Annotated in this window: 15 protein-coding genes and 1 pseudogene; 4 read left to right on the forward strand and 12 right to left on the reverse strand. The window is 34.2% G+C overall.

The features are described 5' to 3' along the window. Positions 1–56: 56 nt before the first annotated feature. Positions 57–269, reverse strand: coding sequence for a helix-turn-helix domain-containing protein (locus tag IGI43_RS03165; protein ID WP_438756386.1), 213 nt, complete (start codon positions 267–269; stop codon positions 57–59). Between the two features lie 531 nt (positions 270–800). On the opposite strand from IGI43_RS03165, the gene IGI43_RS03170 reads away from it, so the two are divergent. Then, positions 801–1,112, forward strand: coding sequence for a hypothetical protein (locus tag IGI43_RS03170; protein WP_438756387.1), 312 nt, complete (start codon positions 801–803; stop codon positions 1,110–1,112). A 220-nt stretch (positions 1,113–1,332) separates the two neighbouring features. Here the strand turns inward: IGI43_RS03170 and IGI43_RS03175 are convergent, their stop codons facing one another. Next, the gene (locus IGI43_RS03175; RefSeq protein WP_438756388.1) at positions 1,333–4,512 is read right to left on the reverse strand and encodes an SIR2 family protein; all 3,180 of its coding nucleotides are present in this window, start codon (positions 4,510–4,512) and stop codon (positions 1,333–1,335) included. Positions 4,513–5,094: 582 nt separating this feature from the next. Here IGI43_RS03175 and IGI43_RS03180 point away from each other — a divergent pair. Both IGI43_RS03180 and IGI43_RS03185 read left to right on the forward strand, forming a co-directional pair. Continuing rightward, positions 5,095–6,873: an SIR2 family protein gene (locus tag IGI43_RS03180; protein WP_438756389.1), complete on the forward strand. Its 1,779-nt coding sequence runs from the start codon at positions 5,095–5,097 to the stop codon at positions 6,871–6,873. Between the two features lie 359 nt (positions 6,874–7,232). Continuing rightward, positions 7,233–8,102 (forward strand): annotated as a pseudogene (locus tag IGI43_RS03185) (tyrosine-type recombinase/integrase); the annotation flags it as partial. A 94-nt stretch (positions 8,103–8,196) separates the two neighbouring features. Here the strand turns inward: IGI43_RS03185 and sufB are convergent. From sufB to IGI43_RS03220, 7 genes are all read right to left on the reverse strand, one after another. Further along, positions 8,197–9,591 carry a Fe-S cluster assembly protein SufB gene (gene sufB / locus IGI43_RS03190; protein ID WP_010772886.1) on the reverse strand — a complete coding sequence of 465 codons (1,395 nt, stop codon included), beginning with the start codon at positions 9,589–9,591 and terminating at the stop codon, positions 8,197–8,199. Between the two features lie 268 nt (positions 9,592–9,859). Further along, on the reverse strand, positions 9,860–10,327 hold the full coding sequence (gene sufU / locus IGI43_RS03195) for a Fe-S cluster assembly sulfur transfer protein SufU (RefSeq protein ID WP_438756390.1): 468 nt from the start codon (positions 10,325–10,327) through the stop codon (positions 9,860–9,862). Beyond that, positions 10,314–11,549, reverse strand: a complete 1,236-nt coding sequence (locus IGI43_RS03200) for a cysteine desulfurase (protein ID WP_438756391.1) — start codon at positions 11,547–11,549, stop codon at positions 10,314–10,316. The genes sufU and IGI43_RS03200 overlap by 14 nt, the downstream gene beginning before the upstream one ends. After that, positions 11,546–12,832 carry a Fe-S cluster assembly protein SufD gene (gene sufD / locus IGI43_RS03205; protein WP_438756392.1) on the reverse strand — a complete coding sequence of 429 codons (1,287 nt, stop codon included), beginning with the start codon at positions 12,830–12,832 and terminating at the stop codon, positions 11,546–11,548. Before sufD ends, IGI43_RS03200 begins: the two co-directional genes overlap by 4 nt. Positions 12,833–12,846: 14 nt before the next feature. Further along, entirely contained in the window at positions 12,847–13,617 is a 771-nt protein-coding gene (sufC, locus tag IGI43_RS03210) for a Fe-S cluster assembly ATPase SufC (protein ID WP_438756393.1), read from the reverse strand. A 203-nt stretch (positions 13,618–13,820) separates the two neighbouring features. Further along, positions 13,821–14,384 carry a hypothetical protein gene (locus IGI43_RS03215; protein ID WP_438756394.1) on the reverse strand — a complete coding sequence of 188 codons (564 nt, stop codon included), beginning with the start codon at positions 14,382–14,384 and terminating at the stop codon, positions 13,821–13,823. Continuing rightward, on the reverse strand, positions 14,381–14,752 hold the full coding sequence (locus IGI43_RS03220) for a hypothetical protein (protein ID WP_438756395.1): 372 nt from the start codon (positions 14,750–14,752) through the stop codon (positions 14,381–14,383). The genes IGI43_RS03215 and IGI43_RS03220 overlap by 4 nt, the downstream gene beginning before the upstream one ends. A 270-nt stretch (positions 14,753–15,022) precedes the next feature. On the opposite strand from IGI43_RS03220, the gene IGI43_RS03225 reads away from it, so the two are divergent. Next, positions 15,023–15,595 (forward strand): hypothetical protein, encoded by a 573-nt coding sequence (locus IGI43_RS03225; protein ID WP_438756396.1) that lies wholly within the window; start codon positions 15,023–15,025, stop codon positions 15,593–15,595. 157 nt (positions 15,596–15,752) lie between these two features. Here the strand turns inward: IGI43_RS03225 and IGI43_RS03230 are convergent, their stop codons facing one another. The 3 genes from IGI43_RS03230 to IGI43_RS03240 are packed head-to-tail and all read right to left on the reverse strand — an operon-like array spanning position 15,753 to position 18,321. Beyond that, on the reverse strand, positions 15,753–16,586 hold the full coding sequence (locus tag IGI43_RS03230; RefSeq protein WP_438756397.1) for a MetQ/NlpA family ABC transporter substrate-binding protein: 834 nt from the start codon (positions 16,584–16,586) through the stop codon (positions 15,753–15,755). A gap of 21 nt (positions 16,587–16,607) precedes the next feature. Further along, entirely contained in the window at positions 16,608–17,294 is a 687-nt protein-coding gene (locus tag IGI43_RS03235; RefSeq protein WP_438756398.1) for a methionine ABC transporter permease, read from the reverse strand. After that, positions 17,287–18,321 (reverse strand): methionine ABC transporter ATP-binding protein, encoded by a 1,035-nt coding sequence (locus IGI43_RS03240; RefSeq protein WP_438756399.1) that lies wholly within the window; start codon positions 18,319–18,321, stop codon positions 17,287–17,289. The genes IGI43_RS03235 and IGI43_RS03240 overlap by 8 nt, the downstream gene beginning before the upstream one ends. Between the last annotated feature and the right edge of the window lie 134 nt (positions 18,322–18,455).

Below are 18,455 nucleotides of genomic sequence, written 5' to 3' on the forward strand. Positions count from 1 at the left end.
TCAAATTAATTCAATATCATCAAGCAGATTCACATTAAATATTTACAGAAGTGAGCTTATTTCTTTATCAATAACTCATAAGGTTTTACTTCCAGTGCAAGAGCAATTTTTTCAATATTATCAATCGAAACATTACGTTTTCCTCGTTCAATGTCAGAAATATAGGTACGATGTAGTTTACAAGCGTAGGCAAGTCCCTCTTGGGATAATTTTTTATCTTGCCGAATTTCTTTAACATTATTTGCAAAAATAATTTTTAATGAAGTCATAATACTCGTTCCCTTTCTTTTATTGACTATGTTATATCTACATGATATAATTTTTGTATACTTTAAGTCTACAGATTATAAGTTACATTTCTTTTAACATTTAAATAAAAAATGCTTTAATATTTAGCGCCAACTAAATATTAAAGTAAGGATGGATAGCGTACACTATCAACCAAAAAAACTTTTTCCTAATTAACGAATAGGTTTATTTACAATGTTTTTCTGTTGTAGCAAACCTTAAACATACATAGGTAAAAAGCGGTGTTGGAGTGTATCCAATGCCGCTTTTTATTTGCTTATTGAAAGATATTAGATAAATTTAGAATTAAAGTAATTAAAAAGTGGCCCTTCAAAGTTTAGCGCCAACCAAACGATGAAGACTTGTATGAACAGCGTACACTAGACATACAAGTTGCCACAAATACTGATGCACAGCATCAGCAACTCTTATTTTACCTAAATATAATTGAATTATCTACTACTTTCTTTATTTATAGGTAAAAAAGTAAAATCGAAAAGGGAGGAATTATTATGAACGAAGAAAATGTAAAGATTATGATGACACCAAACAAGCAACCCATCAAACAAGTCTCCTACCAAGACATGCATGCTATGAAAGATACCCTCGAACAACTTGAATCATGGACAGATATTTTAATGGTAGTAGATAAACACTTTGCCAACAGAAAACTACCACTAGACAAGAAAAAAATTGCCAGAGATTACTACTCTTTATCTCAAATTTTTGGTTCATTTATGGATGATTTTTCAACCTGTATTGATCAATTAGAAACGCAACTTGACAAATTAATGAAAAAAGAAAAGGTCAAAATCACTCAATGATTTCAATTGTTTTATGAGTTCTTCGAATATTGACAGACATACCTAATAAACGAAGCCAACAACTATGCTAAAAGTACATAGTAACTGTTGTCTTCGTTTATTTTATTTGTTTCACACAATTAAGTAAGATAATCCTTCGTTCTATCCATATCGCTCCTTATTGAGCCTTCCAACACTGTTTTAACCCAACGCCTTAATAGTCAGCTTACAAATTCCAACTTTAATCAATAGCTCTTTTCAACTCATCAATCTCTAATGGTGAAAGAACCGTTGAAAGATTTGCGTGACCTGCAAGCCTTTTCTTTGATTCCAAAGGTAATTGTTGCATGATACTTAATAAATTACGACTGCCAAAATAACTTTTTTCAATTTTTGCATTTTCTATCAATAAAAAGAACAGCTTAATCAATAAATCTTTTTTCTCACTATTTTTTTGTTCTTTAAGACTATCAGGAAGTGAATGAACGTTTACCTTCCCTTTATAATCAGAAATGTTTTCTTCAAATACCCGTAAAACCTTTTCTCCTTTAGATAATACAGTGCTGTCTTCCTCTAAATAATAAAGAATGTCTCTTCCAAAATCACCTTCCTTATCATGCAGCATTATTTCTCGAAGCCACTTCTCTTCATACTCAAACTCAAATTCACTTTGAAAAATAAGAGAGAGCATCCAAGAAAAATTGATTTTATTCCAATTTATCTCCATTTCTTCATCACTAGGGTTTATCTTAGATAGAGCAAGCAAGAACAGATTATTTTGATTCACATTATTCACATAGCCTTTTTTCAGTAATTCTTGACCTATAAATTTAAATTTGTCTAAATCCCCTTGCTTGAATCCGCTTATTGAAAAAGAATATCCTTGGAAAGTATTGATCGTAACCTTTTCTAAATCTATTGAATTATCAACTGTTGTCAAAGCTCCCAGCGTAAATTCTCTAAATTGATTGAAATTAACTTTAGCTACAATCTCTTTAATTACACCACGTTTAGACTTGTCCTTTTTGTTTATTAATATCAGTATATCCAAATACCTTCCTAACTCAGTATTAATAAAATCATCACGTTCAATTAATTCAGGTCTCTCTTTATTTGTATACACATAGTTATAACTAAGCTTATTAACCTCGACTTGAAATAGCTTTTCAAAAGCTTTATGTTCAAATTCCTTTTTAGAAATCAACTCTTGGAAGAACAATTTTTCTTCCCAACTAAAACTATCTGAATTGAATTTTTCTAAAAATATATTTAAAGCCTTCTCTTTTAAATCAGAGTTATAATCATCCGTTAAAATTTTGAGAAAAAGTCTATCAAACTTTGGATATAGAAGTGACCCCTTATCAATGATTATCTTCTCTATTTTTTGCGAAACTACATCATTTTTTTTCAATACATTTAACAAATAATTAGAAGTTTCTTTATTGTTTTTTTCAGAATAAAAGTCTTCTCTCTGTGAAAATGACTCATCTTGACTACCTAATAAAATCTCCAAGATGGATTCTTCATTTTCTTTAAGAATCTGGCTACTGTCTATAAATGAACGAGGATGAACAATACTAACAGGTCCTGATTCAATCGCATTTTCATAAACTTCAAGAGCATCCTCTCCTATTTCTGTTTTATGATTTCTTGCAAATTCATTTAGCTCAGTTCCAAAAATAGTATCAGTAAAATCAATTTTAGCTATTAACTTGTTAACAATAGGATTAGGCAATTTCTTTTCATTATCAATATTAACTAGCATTCGTTGAAATAGACGCGTTTCTAATAAGGGTTCGGGGAAATTCTCTAAAATAAACATATCTTCGTACAATAATTTCTCGTCTAGAAGGGAATTATAGATAATTTTTATTAACCCATCCATTGAAACAATTTCATTAAATGACCAATAGAGATATATTCCTTCTTCTTTTAGTGACTCGATAATTGGCATAATCAATTCACTTCTAAGATTAATTTTAAGACTTTGTTCACCGTAAAAAATATTTCTATGATGTGAGTTTTCTTGTTGAAATTGCTCACTTAACCAATATCCCATCAAATCTGAATCTTCAGAAAAAGATGTATTAACTAACGATTGGTTTTGTGCCAGATGTCTTCTTACTTCATTCATATCTTCTTTTGAGATATTATCTGAGGTCGGAAGTTGTTTATATACTTCAAAAAGATCTTGGCAGTAAATATTTAGTTTTTCATCCTTAAAAATTCCAATAATTATTTTGAGTTGTTCATTGTTTATATCATTACAATTTTTACTAACCATATTCCAAAAACTACTGATATTACTAATTTTCTTCAATATAATCTGACTACGTAATGTAATTTTTAAAATCTTTTTTTGTAAATCAATATCATCAGTTTTAAAAATATCGGATAAATATCGTTCATCTTCTGAATATTTTTCAAGTGTTTTCTGATAAATTTCATTATCGGTTGATATACTATGAAGTATCGCCCAGTCCTCACTAGACTTAGACACTTCTAATTTTTTCTGAACGGTACTTACCATTTTCTCTACTTCTTTTGGCAAATCATCATAATCATCACCATACCAAAAAATGGTTGTACGATTATTTTTTTGATAGGTTTGATTATAAAGATTTCTAAACTCTTGAGATTCATTCGGCTCTGCTTTCATCATAGCAAAATTTTTAGATGTTGCTGGTAGTAAGGATAAAATCTCTTCTTCTTCCATACTACTTCCAAGAAATAAGACAATAGGTTGTTTTGTTTCAAACCATGTTCTTAAATTCTGAAATTCCTGTGTCTCTTTTAAATATTGCCGAGAATAATCCAAGGATGAATTAACAAAATAATGCCCTTCTCCTTCTGTTGTTCCATGCAAATGCAAAACATCGCCTGATGTTAGTCTGCTGCTCCAAGTGGTGAATTCATGTAGATTATTTATAGATTTAAATGCATCTTTTTGCCTGATACGTTTCAAATGTTTCTCAATTTCGAAATCATAATTTGATGTTATAAAGATTGGATCTAATTTTATCAATTCAACCAACACACTATTTTCTAAATAATCTGGTACGATCTCTTTAAAAAAATATTTTTCAAAATTAAGTTTTACATCGTCAAACTCTTCTCCTAAAATACCATGCAACAAAGTATGTAATAAATCAATCTTTCTTTTGGGGCCATTATTCGATTTCAAGATTTCATCAAATTGCAAGAGCAATTTATTTGATACTTCTATCTTTTCTTTCGCAACATGATGTATATTGAATTGCCAAAAATGAATTAATTTTTCAATGTAACCATTCCAATTTGGATAGCCTTGCGAAAGTGAAATACCTGCTCCTATAAAAACAACTAGATTAAAGTTTTTTACTGCTCCTGCTAATGAATCAACTAACTCATTAAATTCGTTTTCTGTATAATAGTTGCTCATAATAATCTCCCGTCTTACTGCAAAAATTTAGTTATTGGCACCTTCTTACCTGATTACTAAATATTATTTACCTATTTTCTTCAATAACTCTGACACTTTTTTTGCAGTACACATAATTATCTTTATTATATCAAACTTTCTATTTATCAGCATATATTCACCAAAAGAAAATTTACAAAATCATCGAGATAGAAAAATATTTATTCTAAAAATGCCTATTGATGCTAGTATTGGTTCTACTTTTATTTCAGATATCAAAAAAGGCTAGGGATGCTTATATGATAGCGTTCCTATCTTCTATTTTGTTATTAGCCAACAGACCCTTACATATTAAATTTGAGATAACAACCTAAATCAAACAAGGAGAATACTACTATTACTACAAAATATTTAATGCAAATGACTACTTTAGACTACAAAATAGGCTGGTCAAAATCTGGTCAGAAAAAGAGTGGTGCTCCGTATTTCAGAGTTCTTACTCTCTCTATTGTCTGACAATGATAATTTACTTCTTCTAAACTATCTCAAACATGATATACTTAACTAAATGATTTCAGTAATAATAAGGTTGGTGATTAACTCTTGTTTTTCTTTTTCGATTTTAAAAATAATGATGTTCCTAGTTTTGATAAAATGATGATACCGACTCTAATTGCTCTACAAGAGCTTGGTGGAACAGCAAAACTAAAGGCTTTAGACACAAAAGCAGTTGAAATTATGAATCTTCCTAAAGAGATAGCAGAAATTCCACATAATAATGATTCAAATAGGACTGAAGTTTCCTATAGACTTGCATGGGCAAGAACATATTTAAAGAAATATGGTCTTATTGAAAATACCACTCGAGGCACATGGTCTTTTACGGACTCCTTCAATGGGGATATAAAAAGTATAGACTCTGAATCAATAATTAAAGCTGTCCGAGAAAAAACAACTGATCGTTATCTTCTATCTAATATTGAGTCTGCCCGAGCATTTGAAAATCTCGTTTATGGAGTAATAGAAGAACGTGCAAAATCACAAAAAAAGAGATACAGTTTTTCCAATCCTGATAATTTTGATTCTGAGTTTGACATAAATTTACCGGATGGAATAGATAACATAAAAGGTCTTACATATGGAATTATAAAATATGCAAGTCCTAAAAATCAAAACATGCAACAACTTATAGTAAAAAATATAAACAGAGCCGATACATTAGGAACTGGCTATACAATACTCCTAATTATCAATTTCCAATTATCAGAAAAACAAAAAAAATTTATTTCTGAAGATGTAAAACCTTTGCTAAAAAATAACTTGATTATATGGGATAATACTGATTTATTTGAAAAAGCAAATCCTGAATCTAACTATACAAAATATATACTCTCACCAAAACGAGCTCTTATAGAAGATACACTGACTTCTACTCAATCTCAAAAAGAAAAAGACAAGAACAAGTCTAATCATATTGAACACGTGCGACAAGCTTATAAAAATAATGACCTCGTTCTTTTTTTAGGTGCCGGTGTTTCTATTGATTCTGGTATCCCTCTTTGGTCTGAGTTGATTAAGAAATTACTTATCCAGATGATAATTAAACGTTCTGATAATAAAGAGTTAACTTCAGAAGAAATTGATATGCTAAGTGACCTTGCTTATAATAATAAAGAGGATTCTCCACTTACTCAAATGAGGTATATACGTTCTGCATTTGAAGATGATGAGTATTATGAACTGGTGCATGATGTTTTATATTCAAAGCCACTTTCAAAAAATAATAAAATCCTAGATGCAATAATTAAAATAGCTGCACCACAATACTCAAATGCTGGACTAAAAAGTATAATAACCTATAATTTTGATGACTTAATTGAACAAAAATTCGAAGAAAAGGAATTTGAACACAATTCAATTTACCAAGAAGAAAACATGATTGCTATAGATAAATTAAATATATACCATGTCCATGGCTTTTTGCCATCTAATTGGTCAAAAGAGGAAAACGATGCTAATTTAATATTCTCTGAAGAAGATTATCATCGTGTTTATAGAGATTCTTTTTCGTGGTCTAACTTAACACAAATAAATGCCTTTAGAGATAACACCTGCCTCTTTATTGGCTGTTCACTAACCGACCCTAATTTAAGAAGATTGTTAGACGTTTCTACGAGAAATAAGGAAAGTGCCAGACATTATGCAATATTACGAAAAAATAGAGTCGAAACTACTGATACCAAACACGAAAAATTGTTAAAAATATACCAAAATATTGATGACAATATAAGAGAAGCTTATTTTCGTGAGCTAGGTATAAATATTATTTGGGTAGACTCATTTGAAGAAATACCAGATATAATTTTAAAACTGAAAAAATAGACTACTACAAAAATGAACCCTAGTTATCTCACTAAGGTTCATTTTTATTCTTACTATCTCTTTACTCAGTTTATATCTTTTTATTTAGTTATTTTCCCTCGTCTCCCTTTATGTTTCTTTATATCTGCTATGAAACTAATACCAATTAAAGCTTATATAAAGACTTGTAGAAAACCTATTCCTCTTTTGTCTTTTTTATAAGTTATTCATTGTAATAACACTAGAAGAACTGTTCCCTTCATCTCGTGATACTAAGGCAGAATACTCCCTTTTTTTCTCTAGATTTTTTACTTTTATTTTTTGTAAGAGTAAACTATGTTCCAGTTTTTTCTGTCTCCTCACCCACATACTCACCGTCATCTGTTAGGTTTGCTAAAAATCAAATACTACCTGAGTTTGGTAAGTTGAAGTTAATTGATATCTCTGTCCCATATTGCCAGAAAGTCTTAAGCAAATGGCACGCAAAGTATAAGATGTGGGACTCTATTCGAAAACAGACTGGACAGATTTTAGCCTATGGCGTTTCTATGGAATACATCGATAGCAACTCTATGAGAAAAACAATCCGTCCTAAACATAAAGAGTATGAGGAAAAACGAAAGTTCTATACTAAAGATGAACTGAATACCCTATTAGATGCATTCAAGAACTTTGGAAACACTAAGCAGTATGCTTTTTTCAGATTACTAGCATATACTGGGATGAGAAAAAGCGAAGTTCTTGCATTACAGTGGAAAGATATTGATATGTTTAATAAGGAACTACATGTTAACAAAACAGTTGCGATTGATGAACATAAGAATATCATAATCCAAACACCTAAAACCAAAGCCTCAAGAAGAACGATTTCTCTTGATAAAGGCACTTTAGCAATCTTAAACGATTGGAAGATGCAACAGAGAATGGACTGTCTCAAACTAGGTTATAATACAAGTTCAGAAGAACAACATGTTTTTACAACTCTAAAAAACACTCTTTACATTCCAAATACTGTGAATGATTGGTTAAGGTATATTTTGAAAAAGTATACCTTAACTCGCATCACGCCACATGGGTTCAGACATACACATGCTAGTTTGCTATTAGAAGCTGGAGAATCTGTCAAGGTGGTTCAACAACGATTAGGGCATGAAAATAGTAAAGTGACATTAGACATCTATGCACATATTACGAACAATGCACCTAAGAAAACTGGTCAAGAATTTGCTGATATGATGAATAGTAAGTAAAAAAGCTGGTCAAAAGCTGGTCGTTTCTAATTTCAAGGTAAAAGAAAAAAGCTAGAATCCTTATATATCAAGGGTTCTAGCTCATATAACAGGTTTATCCAACACTGCCTTCCATCTCATAAGAAATCAATCTATTAAGTTCAACCGCATACTCCATCGGTAATTCCTTCGTAAACGGCTCCACAAATCCCATAACGATCATCTCAGTCGCCTCAACTTCAGTCAATCCACGACTCATCAGGTAATAAAGCTGCTCTTCCGAAATTTTCGAAACCTTCGCTTCATGCTCCAACGCCACTTGACTGTTATGAATCTCATTAAACGGAATCGTATCTGATTTCGATTTATCATCCATAATAATCGTATCACACTCAATATGTGAAATCGAGCCAGCACTATCTTTCCCAAACGTTACTTGACCACGGTAGTTCACTTCGCCACCGTCTTTGGCAATTGATTTAGAAACGATCGAACTTGACGTGTTTGGCGCATTATGAATCATTTTCGCACCTGTATCTTGGATTTGGTTTTCCCCAGCAAATGCAATTGAAAGCATTGTGCCACGAGCACCTTTTCCATCAAGATAAACACTTGGGTATTTCATCGTTGTTTTGGCACCTAAGTTACCATCGATCCACTCAACTGTGGCACCTTCGTAAGCTTTGGCACGTTTTGTTACCAAATTATAAACGTTGTCCGACCAGTTTTGGATCGTTGTATAACGTGTATACGCATCTTTATGAGTAAAGATCTCAACGATCGCTGCGTGTAAGCTATTGCTTGTATACGTAGGTGCTGTACAGCCTTCTACGTAGTGAACACTTGCGCCTTCATCCACGATAATTAGCGTACGTTCAAATTGTCCTGTATTTTCCGCATTGATTCGGAAGTAGGTTTGTAATGGTACATCTACACGAACCCCTTTTGGTACATAGATAAACGTTCCACCAGACCAAACCGCTGAGTTTAGTGCTGCTAATTTGTTATCTGTTGGTGGGACTAATTTTGCGAAGTATTTTTTGAATATATCTGGGTATTCTTTCAACGCTGAATCGGTATCTGTAAAGATGATTCCTAATTTTTGGAATTCTTCTTTCATATTGTGGTAAACCACTTCTGATTCATATTGCGCTGAAGCTCCAGCTAGATACGCACGTTCGGCTTCTGGAATCCCGATTCTTTCAAAGGTTTCTTTGATTTTATCTGGTACATCATCCCAGTCACGAGCAGGTTTGTCGCTGGCTCTTTGGAAATATTTGATTTTTTCAAAATCGATATCAGATAAATCTGGTCCCCATTCTTGCATAGCCATTTTGTTGAATTGTTCCAATGATTTCAAGCGGAACTCTAACATCCATTCTGGTTCTTCTTTTTTACGTGAAATTTCTCTAACAACTTCCTCTGTTAGTCCATTTCCCGTACTGAAAATTGGTTTCACATCATCATGAAAACCAAATTGATATTCTTCTAACTCAGGTACAGTACTCAAATTATCTCACGTCCCTTTCTTAGGTTGAGAATCAGGCGTTTAGGTTCGAGCTGTTGGACTAAAATAAGCACAATCCGCTTTTTGGATTTTGATTATTTTGGGAAACAGCCGAGAACCTGCTTGACTTCTCACTGATTAATTTAGGTTGAGAATCAGGTGTTTTGATTTGAGCAACTGGACCTAACAGCTTTAAATCCGCTTTTTGGATTAAAAGATGATAGGGAAGTTGCCGAAAATCAGCCTGACTTCTCACCGTTTCAATTTATTCTTATTCTTCGCAGTGTAATTGTCCTGCTGTTCCTTGTCCGTCATTTTCAACTGCTTGTTCTAACGCTTTCCAAGCTAATGTTGCGCATTTGATCCGTGCTGGGAATTTTGCTACACCGCTAAGCATCGCTGCATCACCTAATTTTTCTTCTTCTGGTACATCATTTCCTTGTACCAACTGAGAAAAATCTTCAGCTAACTGTTCTGCTTCAGTCAACGTCTTCCCAATCACCGCATCTGTCATCATACTCGCACTTGCCGTACTGATCGAACAACCACTTCCGCTAAACGCAATATCTTTAATGACATCGTCTTGAATAGCGACTTGCAATTCGATCACATCGCCACAAGTCGGGTTGTTCATTTCGATTTTCTTGCTTGATTCTGCTAACGTCCCATGATGATGAGGATGACTTGAATGATCTAAAATCACTTGACGGTATAAATTATCTAATTTAGATAGAGCCATGTTGGAAAAACTCCTTTGTCGCTAAAATTGCTTCGATCAATCGATCCGCATCTGCTTTGGTATTATAAAGATAGAAGCTTGCACGAGCTGTCGCCGAAACGTCTAAATATTTCAGTAATGGCTGCGCACAATGATGTCCTGCACGAACCGCCACGCCTTCCATATCCAACGCCGTCGCTGTATCATGTGGGTGTAAGCCATCTAAATTAAACGCCAAAACACCTGTATGATGAGCTGGATCTTGTGGTCCGTAAACCGTCAAACCTTCAATTGCCAATAGTTTTGGTAACACATAAGCCACTAATTCCGCTTCATGTTGATGAATGTCTTCTAACCCAATCTCTGTTAGAAAATCGATTGCCGCACCTAGAGCGATCGCTCCAGCAATATTTGGTGTTCCTGCCTCAAATTTCCATGGCAGTTCTTTCCACGTACTATCATATAAATTCACGAAATCGATCATTTCACCACCATATTCCATGGGTTCCATTTGATCTAGCAATTCACGTTTTCCATATAATACACCAATTCCAGTCGGACCACACATTTTATGCCCACTGAATGCGTAAAAATCAGCATCGATTGCTTGAACATCCACTGGCATATGCGGGACCGCTTGGGCACCGTCGACAACTAAGACAGCACCGTGACTATGAGCTAACTTGGCCAACTCTGCCACTGGATTGATCACGCCTAAAACATTTGATACATGAGCGATAGAAACGATCTTGGTTTTATCCGTGATTTGTTGTTTTGCACTTTCCATATCTAAAAAGCCGTCTGCTGTGATTTCGATATATTTTAACGTTGCGCCTTTGCGTTCAGCTAATTGTTGCCAAGGAATGATATTAGAATGATGTTCCATGTAGGAAATCACAATTTCATCCCCTGCTTCAACCGCTAAATCACCATAGCTTTTTGCGACCCAGTTTAAACTCGTCGTTGTGCCTCGGGTAAAGAGCGTTTCTGCTGTTTCTTTGGCATTGATAAAGGCTCTGACTTTTTCACGAGCAGCCTCATAATCTTTGGTTGCGCGTTCTGCTAAGGTATGCACACCGCGGTGGACATTAGCGTTGTCATGTTCGTAATAATAAGTCAGTTTATCTAAAACTGCTGTAGGCTTTTGAGTTGTTGCTGCATTATCCAGATAAACAAGCGGCTCGTCATTGACTTCTTGAAACAAGATGGGAAATTGCTGACGAATCTTATCTGCGTTTATCATGCATTCAACTTCCCTTCAATTACGTCTACAAATTCTTTTTGCACTTCTTTAACAGGAATCGCTGTGATTACTGAGCCTAAGAAGCCACGGATAACTAAACGTTCCGCATCATCTTTACGCAGACCTCGGCTCATCAAATAGTACATTTCTTCTGGATCAACACGACCAACACTGGCTGCATGTCCTGCGGTTACTTCATTTTCATCGATCAATAGAATTGGGTTTGCATCGCCACGGGCTTTATCAGAAAGCATTAAGACACGGCTTTCTTGTTGGGCATCTGCCCCTTTTGCCCCTTTTAGGATGTGACCAATTCCGTTGAATGTTAGAGTACCACGTTCACGGATAACTCCATGTTGTAAAATATGGCCTACAGAGTGAGAGGCTTTATTGGTTACACGAGTATCGATACCTTGTGTTTGTTTGCCCGCACTGATTGCCACGACTTTGACTTCTGAGTGTGAGCCTTCGCCTACTAAATCTGAATCAAAATCAGCAACCACATCACCGTCATTCATCACGCCAAGAGCCCAATCAATAGAAGCATCACGCATGATATGTCCACGACGATTCATATACGTTGAAACATTTTCGCCTAATTGATCGACAGCTGAATATTTCACTTTAGAACCAGCTTTCGCAATGACTTCAACGACGATATTCGCTGAAATTTTGACTTTTTGATCGCCAATTGTTTGGAATCGTTCTAGATAGCTGAATTCACTATGTTCATCCGCTACGATCAATACATGTTTGAAGAACGATTCTTCACTCGCTGAATCTTGAATGAAGATTGCTTCGATCGGTTCTTCGACGACAACATTTTTTGGTACATACAAGAATACTCCGCTATTCATAAAAGCTGTATGGAACGCTGTTAATTTATCTTCATCCATTTCAACCGCTTTGTTCATATAATATTCTTTGACTAAATCGCCATGTTCTTGCAAGGCTGTAAACATGTCAGTGAAAATCACCCCTTGATCAGCTAATTTCGCTGAAAGCTGTTCAAATGCTGTGATCGATCCTTGTTGCACGATCACCGGATTGTCTTTCATTGCGTCAAAGCTTGGGATATTCATCGTTTCAGGTGCATACTCTTCAGTATTCACGTTAAACAAAGGCCAACGATGAAATTTCACTCGTTCGATCTTTGGTAATTCTAGGTTTTCAGCTTTTTCTAAAGCCGCTACACGTAAGTCCGTCATCCAAGTAGGTTCTTCGTTACGGGCTGAAAAAGCGTTGATGTCGTCAAGATAATTCGCTGTTGTTATTTCCTTCATTTATCTTGTCCTCCTTATGCTTCTTCTTTGTATTCGATACCTAATTCTTGGCTGATGCCAGCATAGCCTTCTGCTTCCAAACGTTTTGCAAGTTCAGCACCGCCAGTTTTCACCACACGGCCTTCCATCATGATATGCACCACATCTGGTGTGATGTAGTTCAATAGACGTTGGTAGTGCGTGATGATCAATGCACCAAAGTTTTCACCGCGCATTTCGTTTACGCCTTTTGACACAACTTTTAAGGCATCGATATCTAGACCAGAATCGATTTCATCTAAAATCGCAAATGTTGGTTCTAACATCAATAATTGTAGGATTTCGTTACGTTTCTTTTCTCCACCAGAGAAGCCTTCGTTTAAGTAGCGTTCAGCCATTTCTTCCGGCATATTTAAAAGATCCATTTTTTTATCTAATTTTTTGATAAATTCCATCACCGAAATTTTGTCATCTTCGTCACGTTTAGCGTTGATCGCCGCACGCATGAATTCAGCATTTGTGATTCCTGGAATTTCACTTGGATATTGCATGGCAAGGAATAAACCTAAACGAGCACGTTCGTCCACTTCAAGTTCTAACACATTTTCTCCGTCAAACAAGATTTCGCCTTCTGTGACTTCGTAATTAGGATTTCCCATGATCGCAGCAGATAAGGTTGATTTCCCTGTTCCATTTGGCCCCATGATTGCATGGATTTCACCTGTTTTCATGGTCAGGTCAACCCCTTTTAAAATCTTTTTATCTTCGATTGATACGTGTAAATTTTTAATTTCTAAAACGGACATGTACAATTCCCTCCAACTTAAAATAGTTATTATCGTTCTCATTCATTTTATCCTAATTGAGAATGATAAGCAATCTCTTTGCTAGAATAATTCTTGTTTGATCTAGGTTTTATTTGTGAAAAACTGGACTTAATTAGAATCTTTCTAACCTTGTTATTGTTATTGATCTATCAAAAGCTACAATTTTCTATTAAGATGTTCAATTACCAACCACCAGAAAAGCCACCACTAGAAGAATCACTACTTGAACTATCATGATTAGAATCTGAGTTACTACTCAATGATATACTGCCTAAATCAATATACGAAATGATCCTTAACCGCTTAATATATTTATAGTTTGATAAATCGATACCTGGAAGTGTCGTGATAAAAAGCATATCATGGATATCTTTACTTGCTTCTTCATAAGACAAAGTAGCAATATTTTTGATTTTCTTCTTTGCTTTTTTATAGGATTTGGGAATCCGTTCTGATATTTTTCGTGTCACTTTATCTGAGAAATCTAATGCTAGTGTATTTTCATTTAATAGCAAAAAATAAGTCGTAAACATAATTAACAACGGTTCTTGTTTAGGCTTTTTAAGCGTTTGTGTCTTAAGAAATGCTTGAACAAGACTTTTGGCTTTAAAAAAATTCTTACGTGCCAACACGAAACTATCTAGTACTTGGTGCATCTGCTTATCATTTTCCATCATGTGACTTTTTAGTTGCTCGTTTACTTGTTCTAAATGCGTTTGATCAACTAAAATATCCTTAGTTTTCAAATAATAATATGACCAAAAAGGGCGGCAAGTTCGATACACATTTCATAATAGATTTGTCTATTTTTTTGTGGTATTTGTTCTAGTTTTCCTTTACCAATCTTTCTTACAAGTTCGATTATAACGTCTTCAAACAAGCATTGAGCTCTTTTCTTTTGCACTCGTTCATACCTATTAAAATGGGCAAAAAATATTGGAATTAAATAACTCCCGTCTATTTTCTCAAAAATTGATACTTTTTTTGTTTCACTCACGATAAAAATTTTTTTATTCCGAACTGGAGTCATAAGTGCACTTTTTTTAGCATCTCTTCTTATCAAATAAACTGATCCTGCATACAGCACAACGAATAGTAGGTTCAAAATAATCATGTAAAATTTCCATTTTAAAAACAACGCAACATAATCAAATAGCTCTCTCTTTGGCTCTTAATAAGAATTGATCCGTTCATTTAATTCTGATCAGATTTTTGCTGATATTTTGGAGAGTCTGATGGACTAAAATGATTATTACTTAACACTAAGTGTTCAAATAATAACCTTAACATCATAAAAAAATAAACTTTTTAAAAAAAATACATTGCAATCAAAAACACATTGTATTATAATTATATTCACATCAAACTATAAGGAGTGTTGGAAATGAAAAAATTTACAAAATTATTGGGGCTATGTTTCTTGGTTCAGTTGGGATTCTTTTGCAATGAGACACTTGTTGATGCGGCCTATGACCCAAATTATACGGACTTTGTACCTGATCCCAAAGCTAACCAAGAAGCTATTGAGATTTTAAAAGAAAATGGAGCATTGGATTCGTGTCCTGTCCCGATAGAATATCTAACTACAGAGGAACCACCTCAATCTCAATTTGACTCTAAAATGAAGATAAGAGCAGCTACAAGTCAATATTATATTGCTCAGACAGGATCAATCAAAGACAATCAAGGAAGAAAAAGAACTGCTTTTCGCAGTCATGCTTTAGCACCTTCTGGATTCACTTGGCATGAGAACGGTATTGGTTCTTTGTATGTAACTGGTAACATGAATGCCTTTAGTTTCAGACCGAATTACGTTTCAGATTATGGCACAAGTTTTTGGTATAATGGCTACTACTATCGACTATTCAGATTATACAGTACAGATTGGGGAAGCAGCAGTAATGTGTGGCTTTCTGCGTGGAATACCAATAGCCTTGTTTATAATGGCGGAAACTAGATTATAACAAACCAGGAACATAAAAATGAAAAAAGAGGTTAGGATATAACTCGTAGAGTTATATCCTAACCTTAAAGAATTCGAATAAACGGTGGAAGCAAAAGTAACTCCTTCGGAAATAAACGCTTCTGGTCCAACCTCTTTTTCATTTTTGAATTTATTTAACTGGTGTAATAGAACCGTTCCATTTTTCTAAAATCCAATCTTGTATTTCTTTACTTTGTAATGCAGCTACTAATTTTTTTATACTTTCCTTATTTTTATCATCTTCACGTACAGCGACAATATTTACAAAAGGAGAATTTTCTTTTTCTAATAACACTGCATCTTTTTTAGGTTCTAAGCCCGCTTGATAAGCAAAGTTTGCATTGATAGCTACTAAATCTCCTTCGTTATTTTGATACGTTGTCGCAAGTAATTCTGGGTTAATATCATGAACAAATTTTAAATTTTTAGGATTTTCTTCAATATCATCAAAAGTTGCTGTTGCTAAATTCACACCACTTTTAACTTTAACTAATCCTGCATCTTGTAAAATCGTAATGATTCTCCCCCAATCAGATTTCGAATTAGAAGTAATAATTGTTGCTCCTTCTTTTAACTCTTTAACATCTTTAACTTTTTTAGAGTATAAACCCATTAGCTCAATGTGAATATTTCCAGCATTTGCAAAGTTATAACCATTATCTTTTACTTGCTCATCAAAATATTGGATATGTTGAAAGTAGTTCGCGTCTAATTCACCTTCAGCTAAAGACTTATTTGGTAAAATATAATCACTAAATTTAACAATCTCTAAGTCAATGCCTTCTTTTTTCAATATTGGTTTAACTTGCTCTAAAATTTCTGCATGGGGCGTTGGGGAAGCACCAACTTTTAATACTGTATCATCTTTTTTTGTATCTGCATCTTTTTTAGTCGAACCACCACATGCTGCTAAGCCAAGTGTCAAAGTAATAACTGCTAAAAATCCAATTAGTTTCTTTTTCATAAAAACGTCCTCCATCTCTTTTTATCTTTTATCTGTTCTTTTGGCAAAGAAATCTCCTAACCCCTGAAAAATAAATACAATGATTAAAATAATAAGTGTTGCAACTAAAGTAACTGTGAGATTGCCTAACTGATAGCCTTCTTGCCATGCCAAACCACCTAAACCACCAGCACCAATTGCGCCTGCCATCGCCGTATAACCAATCATCGAAACACTAGTTACAGTCAATCCAGAAATTAATGCAGGAATGCTTTCAGGAATTAAAACTTTAAAAATCACTTGCCCATAATTTGCCCCCATAGCTTCAGCCGCCTCTAAAACACCAGCATCTACTTCACGAAATGCAATTTCTACCAAACGTGCATAAAAAGGTGCCGCTGATAGAACTAATGCAGGGATGGCAGCAGTCGCGCCAAGCATTGTGCCAACTATCATTTTTGTAAACGGAATAATTAATACCATCAAAATCATAAATGGTGTAGAACGAAATATATTACTGACTAGCGAAATCACTGTATATAAAACTTTAGCATAGGTTGCTTCTTTCCTACGAGTAGTATATAGCAATAATCCTAACAATAATCCAATGACTAAAACAAATAACATCGAGATCAAAGTCATATACAATGTATCAAAAAATGCTTTTTGCATCGTTTCGACATTGATTTTTTCAAAATTGAAATATGTTTCTGAAAAACTTTTATCCATGAGTGACGACCTCCACTCCTAACTGTCTTTTTTTAAAGAATTCTAATGCTTTTTCAATTTCAATAGGATCCCCAAGTAAAATCACAGTAAGTGTTCCAAACGAGCCTTCTTTTGTTTGTTTGACATCTCCATGTAAAATTGAAATATCAATATCAAATTCACGAATAGCTTGAGAAATGACTGGTTCATTTGTACTTTCATTATCAAAATGTAATCCGACGATTTGACCGTTTGGATTTTCTTTGATCAATTCTTGTAATAATTCTTCTGTATCTTCTTTTGGTTCTAATTCTTGTTGAACAAAACGTTTTGTAACAGCTTGTTTTGGGTGTTTAAAGACTTCTAACACATCGCCTTCTTCCACGATTTGACCAAGTTCCATTACAGCTACTTTATTACAAATTTTGCGGATCACGTGCATCTCATGAGTGATCAATACGATTGTCAAGTTCAACGTTTTATTGATTTCTAATAGAAGATCTAATACTTCATCTGTCGTTTGTGGATCTAGTGCACTTGTGGCTTCATCACACAGAAGAATCTCAGGATTGTTTGCCAAAGCTCTGGCAATTCCCACTCGTTGCTTTTGACCACCAGATAACTGACTTGGATAAGCATCGCCACGTCCTTCTAGACCAACTAACTTTAAAAGCTCTTGCGCACGTTCTTTTCTAACATTTTTTGGAACGTTTGCTAATTCTAATGGTAGCATGATATTTTCTAGAATGGTTCTTGACCATAAAAGATTGAAATGTTGAAAAATCATGCCGATTTTTTTACGAAATTGACGTAGCTCTCGGTTTGCCATCTGTGCAACATTTTGGCCTTGGATGATGACTTCACCTTGTGTTGGTAATTCCAAACCGTTTAATAAACGAACTAACGTACTTTTACCAGCACCAGAATAGCCAACGATTCCATAAATATCTCCTTGATCGACCGTTAGTGATACATCATCAACTGCTGTTACTTGTCCGCTTTTACCAGAAAATTGCTTTTGTACATGTTGTAATTCGATTAGAGGCATTTTTTCCCCTCCGCTTTCTTTGGTTTTGCTTCTTTTTTATTATACTACAGGATAGGTGTTATAGTGAGTAACATCTCGTAGTTCAATGCTTTTTGTCTGTTCAATACATGGTTTGAAATTTGTGTTGAACATGC

This window comes from Enterococcus sp. AZ126 (assembly GCF_051714545.1).
In the GTDB taxonomy this organism is placed as follows: Bacteria; Bacillota; Bacilli; order Lactobacillales; family Enterococcaceae; genus Enterococcus_L.

Coding starts and splice junctions, on each gene's coding strand:
- IGI43_RS03220 (WP_438756395.1), bottom strand. CDS start 14,752: ATGATTATTTTGAACCTACTATTCGTTGTGCTGTATGCAGGATCAGTT.
- sufC (WP_438756393.1), bottom strand. CDS start 13,617: ATGTCCGTTTTAGAAATTAAAAATTTACACGTATCAATCGAAGATAAA.
- IGI43_RS03240 (WP_438756399.1), bottom strand. CDS start 18,321: ATGCCTCTAATCGAATTACAACATGTACAAAAGCAATTTTCTGGTAAA.
- IGI43_RS03230 (WP_438756397.1), bottom strand. CDS start 16,586: ATGAAAAAGAAACTAATTGGATTTTTAGCAGTTATTACTTTGACACTT.
- IGI43_RS03235 (WP_438756398.1), bottom strand. CDS start 17,294: ATGGATAAAAGTTTTTCAGAAACATATTTCAATTTTGAAAAAATCAAT.
- IGI43_RS03165 (WP_438756386.1), bottom strand. CDS start 269: ATGACTTCATTAAAAATTATTTTTGCAAATAATGTTAAAGAAATTCGG.
- IGI43_RS03200 (WP_438756391.1), bottom strand. CDS start 11,549: ATGATAAACGCAGATAAGATTCGTCAGCAATTTCCCATCTTGTTTCAA.
- IGI43_RS03170 (WP_438756387.1), top strand. CDS start 801: ATGAACGAAGAAAATGTAAAGATTATGATGACACCAAACAAGCAACCC.
- IGI43_RS03225 (WP_438756396.1), top strand. CDS start 15,023: ATGAAAAAATTTACAAAATTATTGGGGCTATGTTTCTTGGTTCAGTTG.
- sufD (WP_438756392.1), bottom strand. CDS start 12,832: ATGAAGGAAATAACAACAGCGAATTATCTTGACGACATCAACGCTTTT.
- sufU (WP_438756390.1), bottom strand. CDS start 10,327: ATGGCTCTATCTAAATTAGATAATTTATACCGTCAAGTGATTTTAGAT.
- IGI43_RS03175 (WP_438756388.1), bottom strand. CDS start 4,512: ATGAGCAACTATTATACAGAAAACGAATTTAATGAGTTAGTTGATTCA.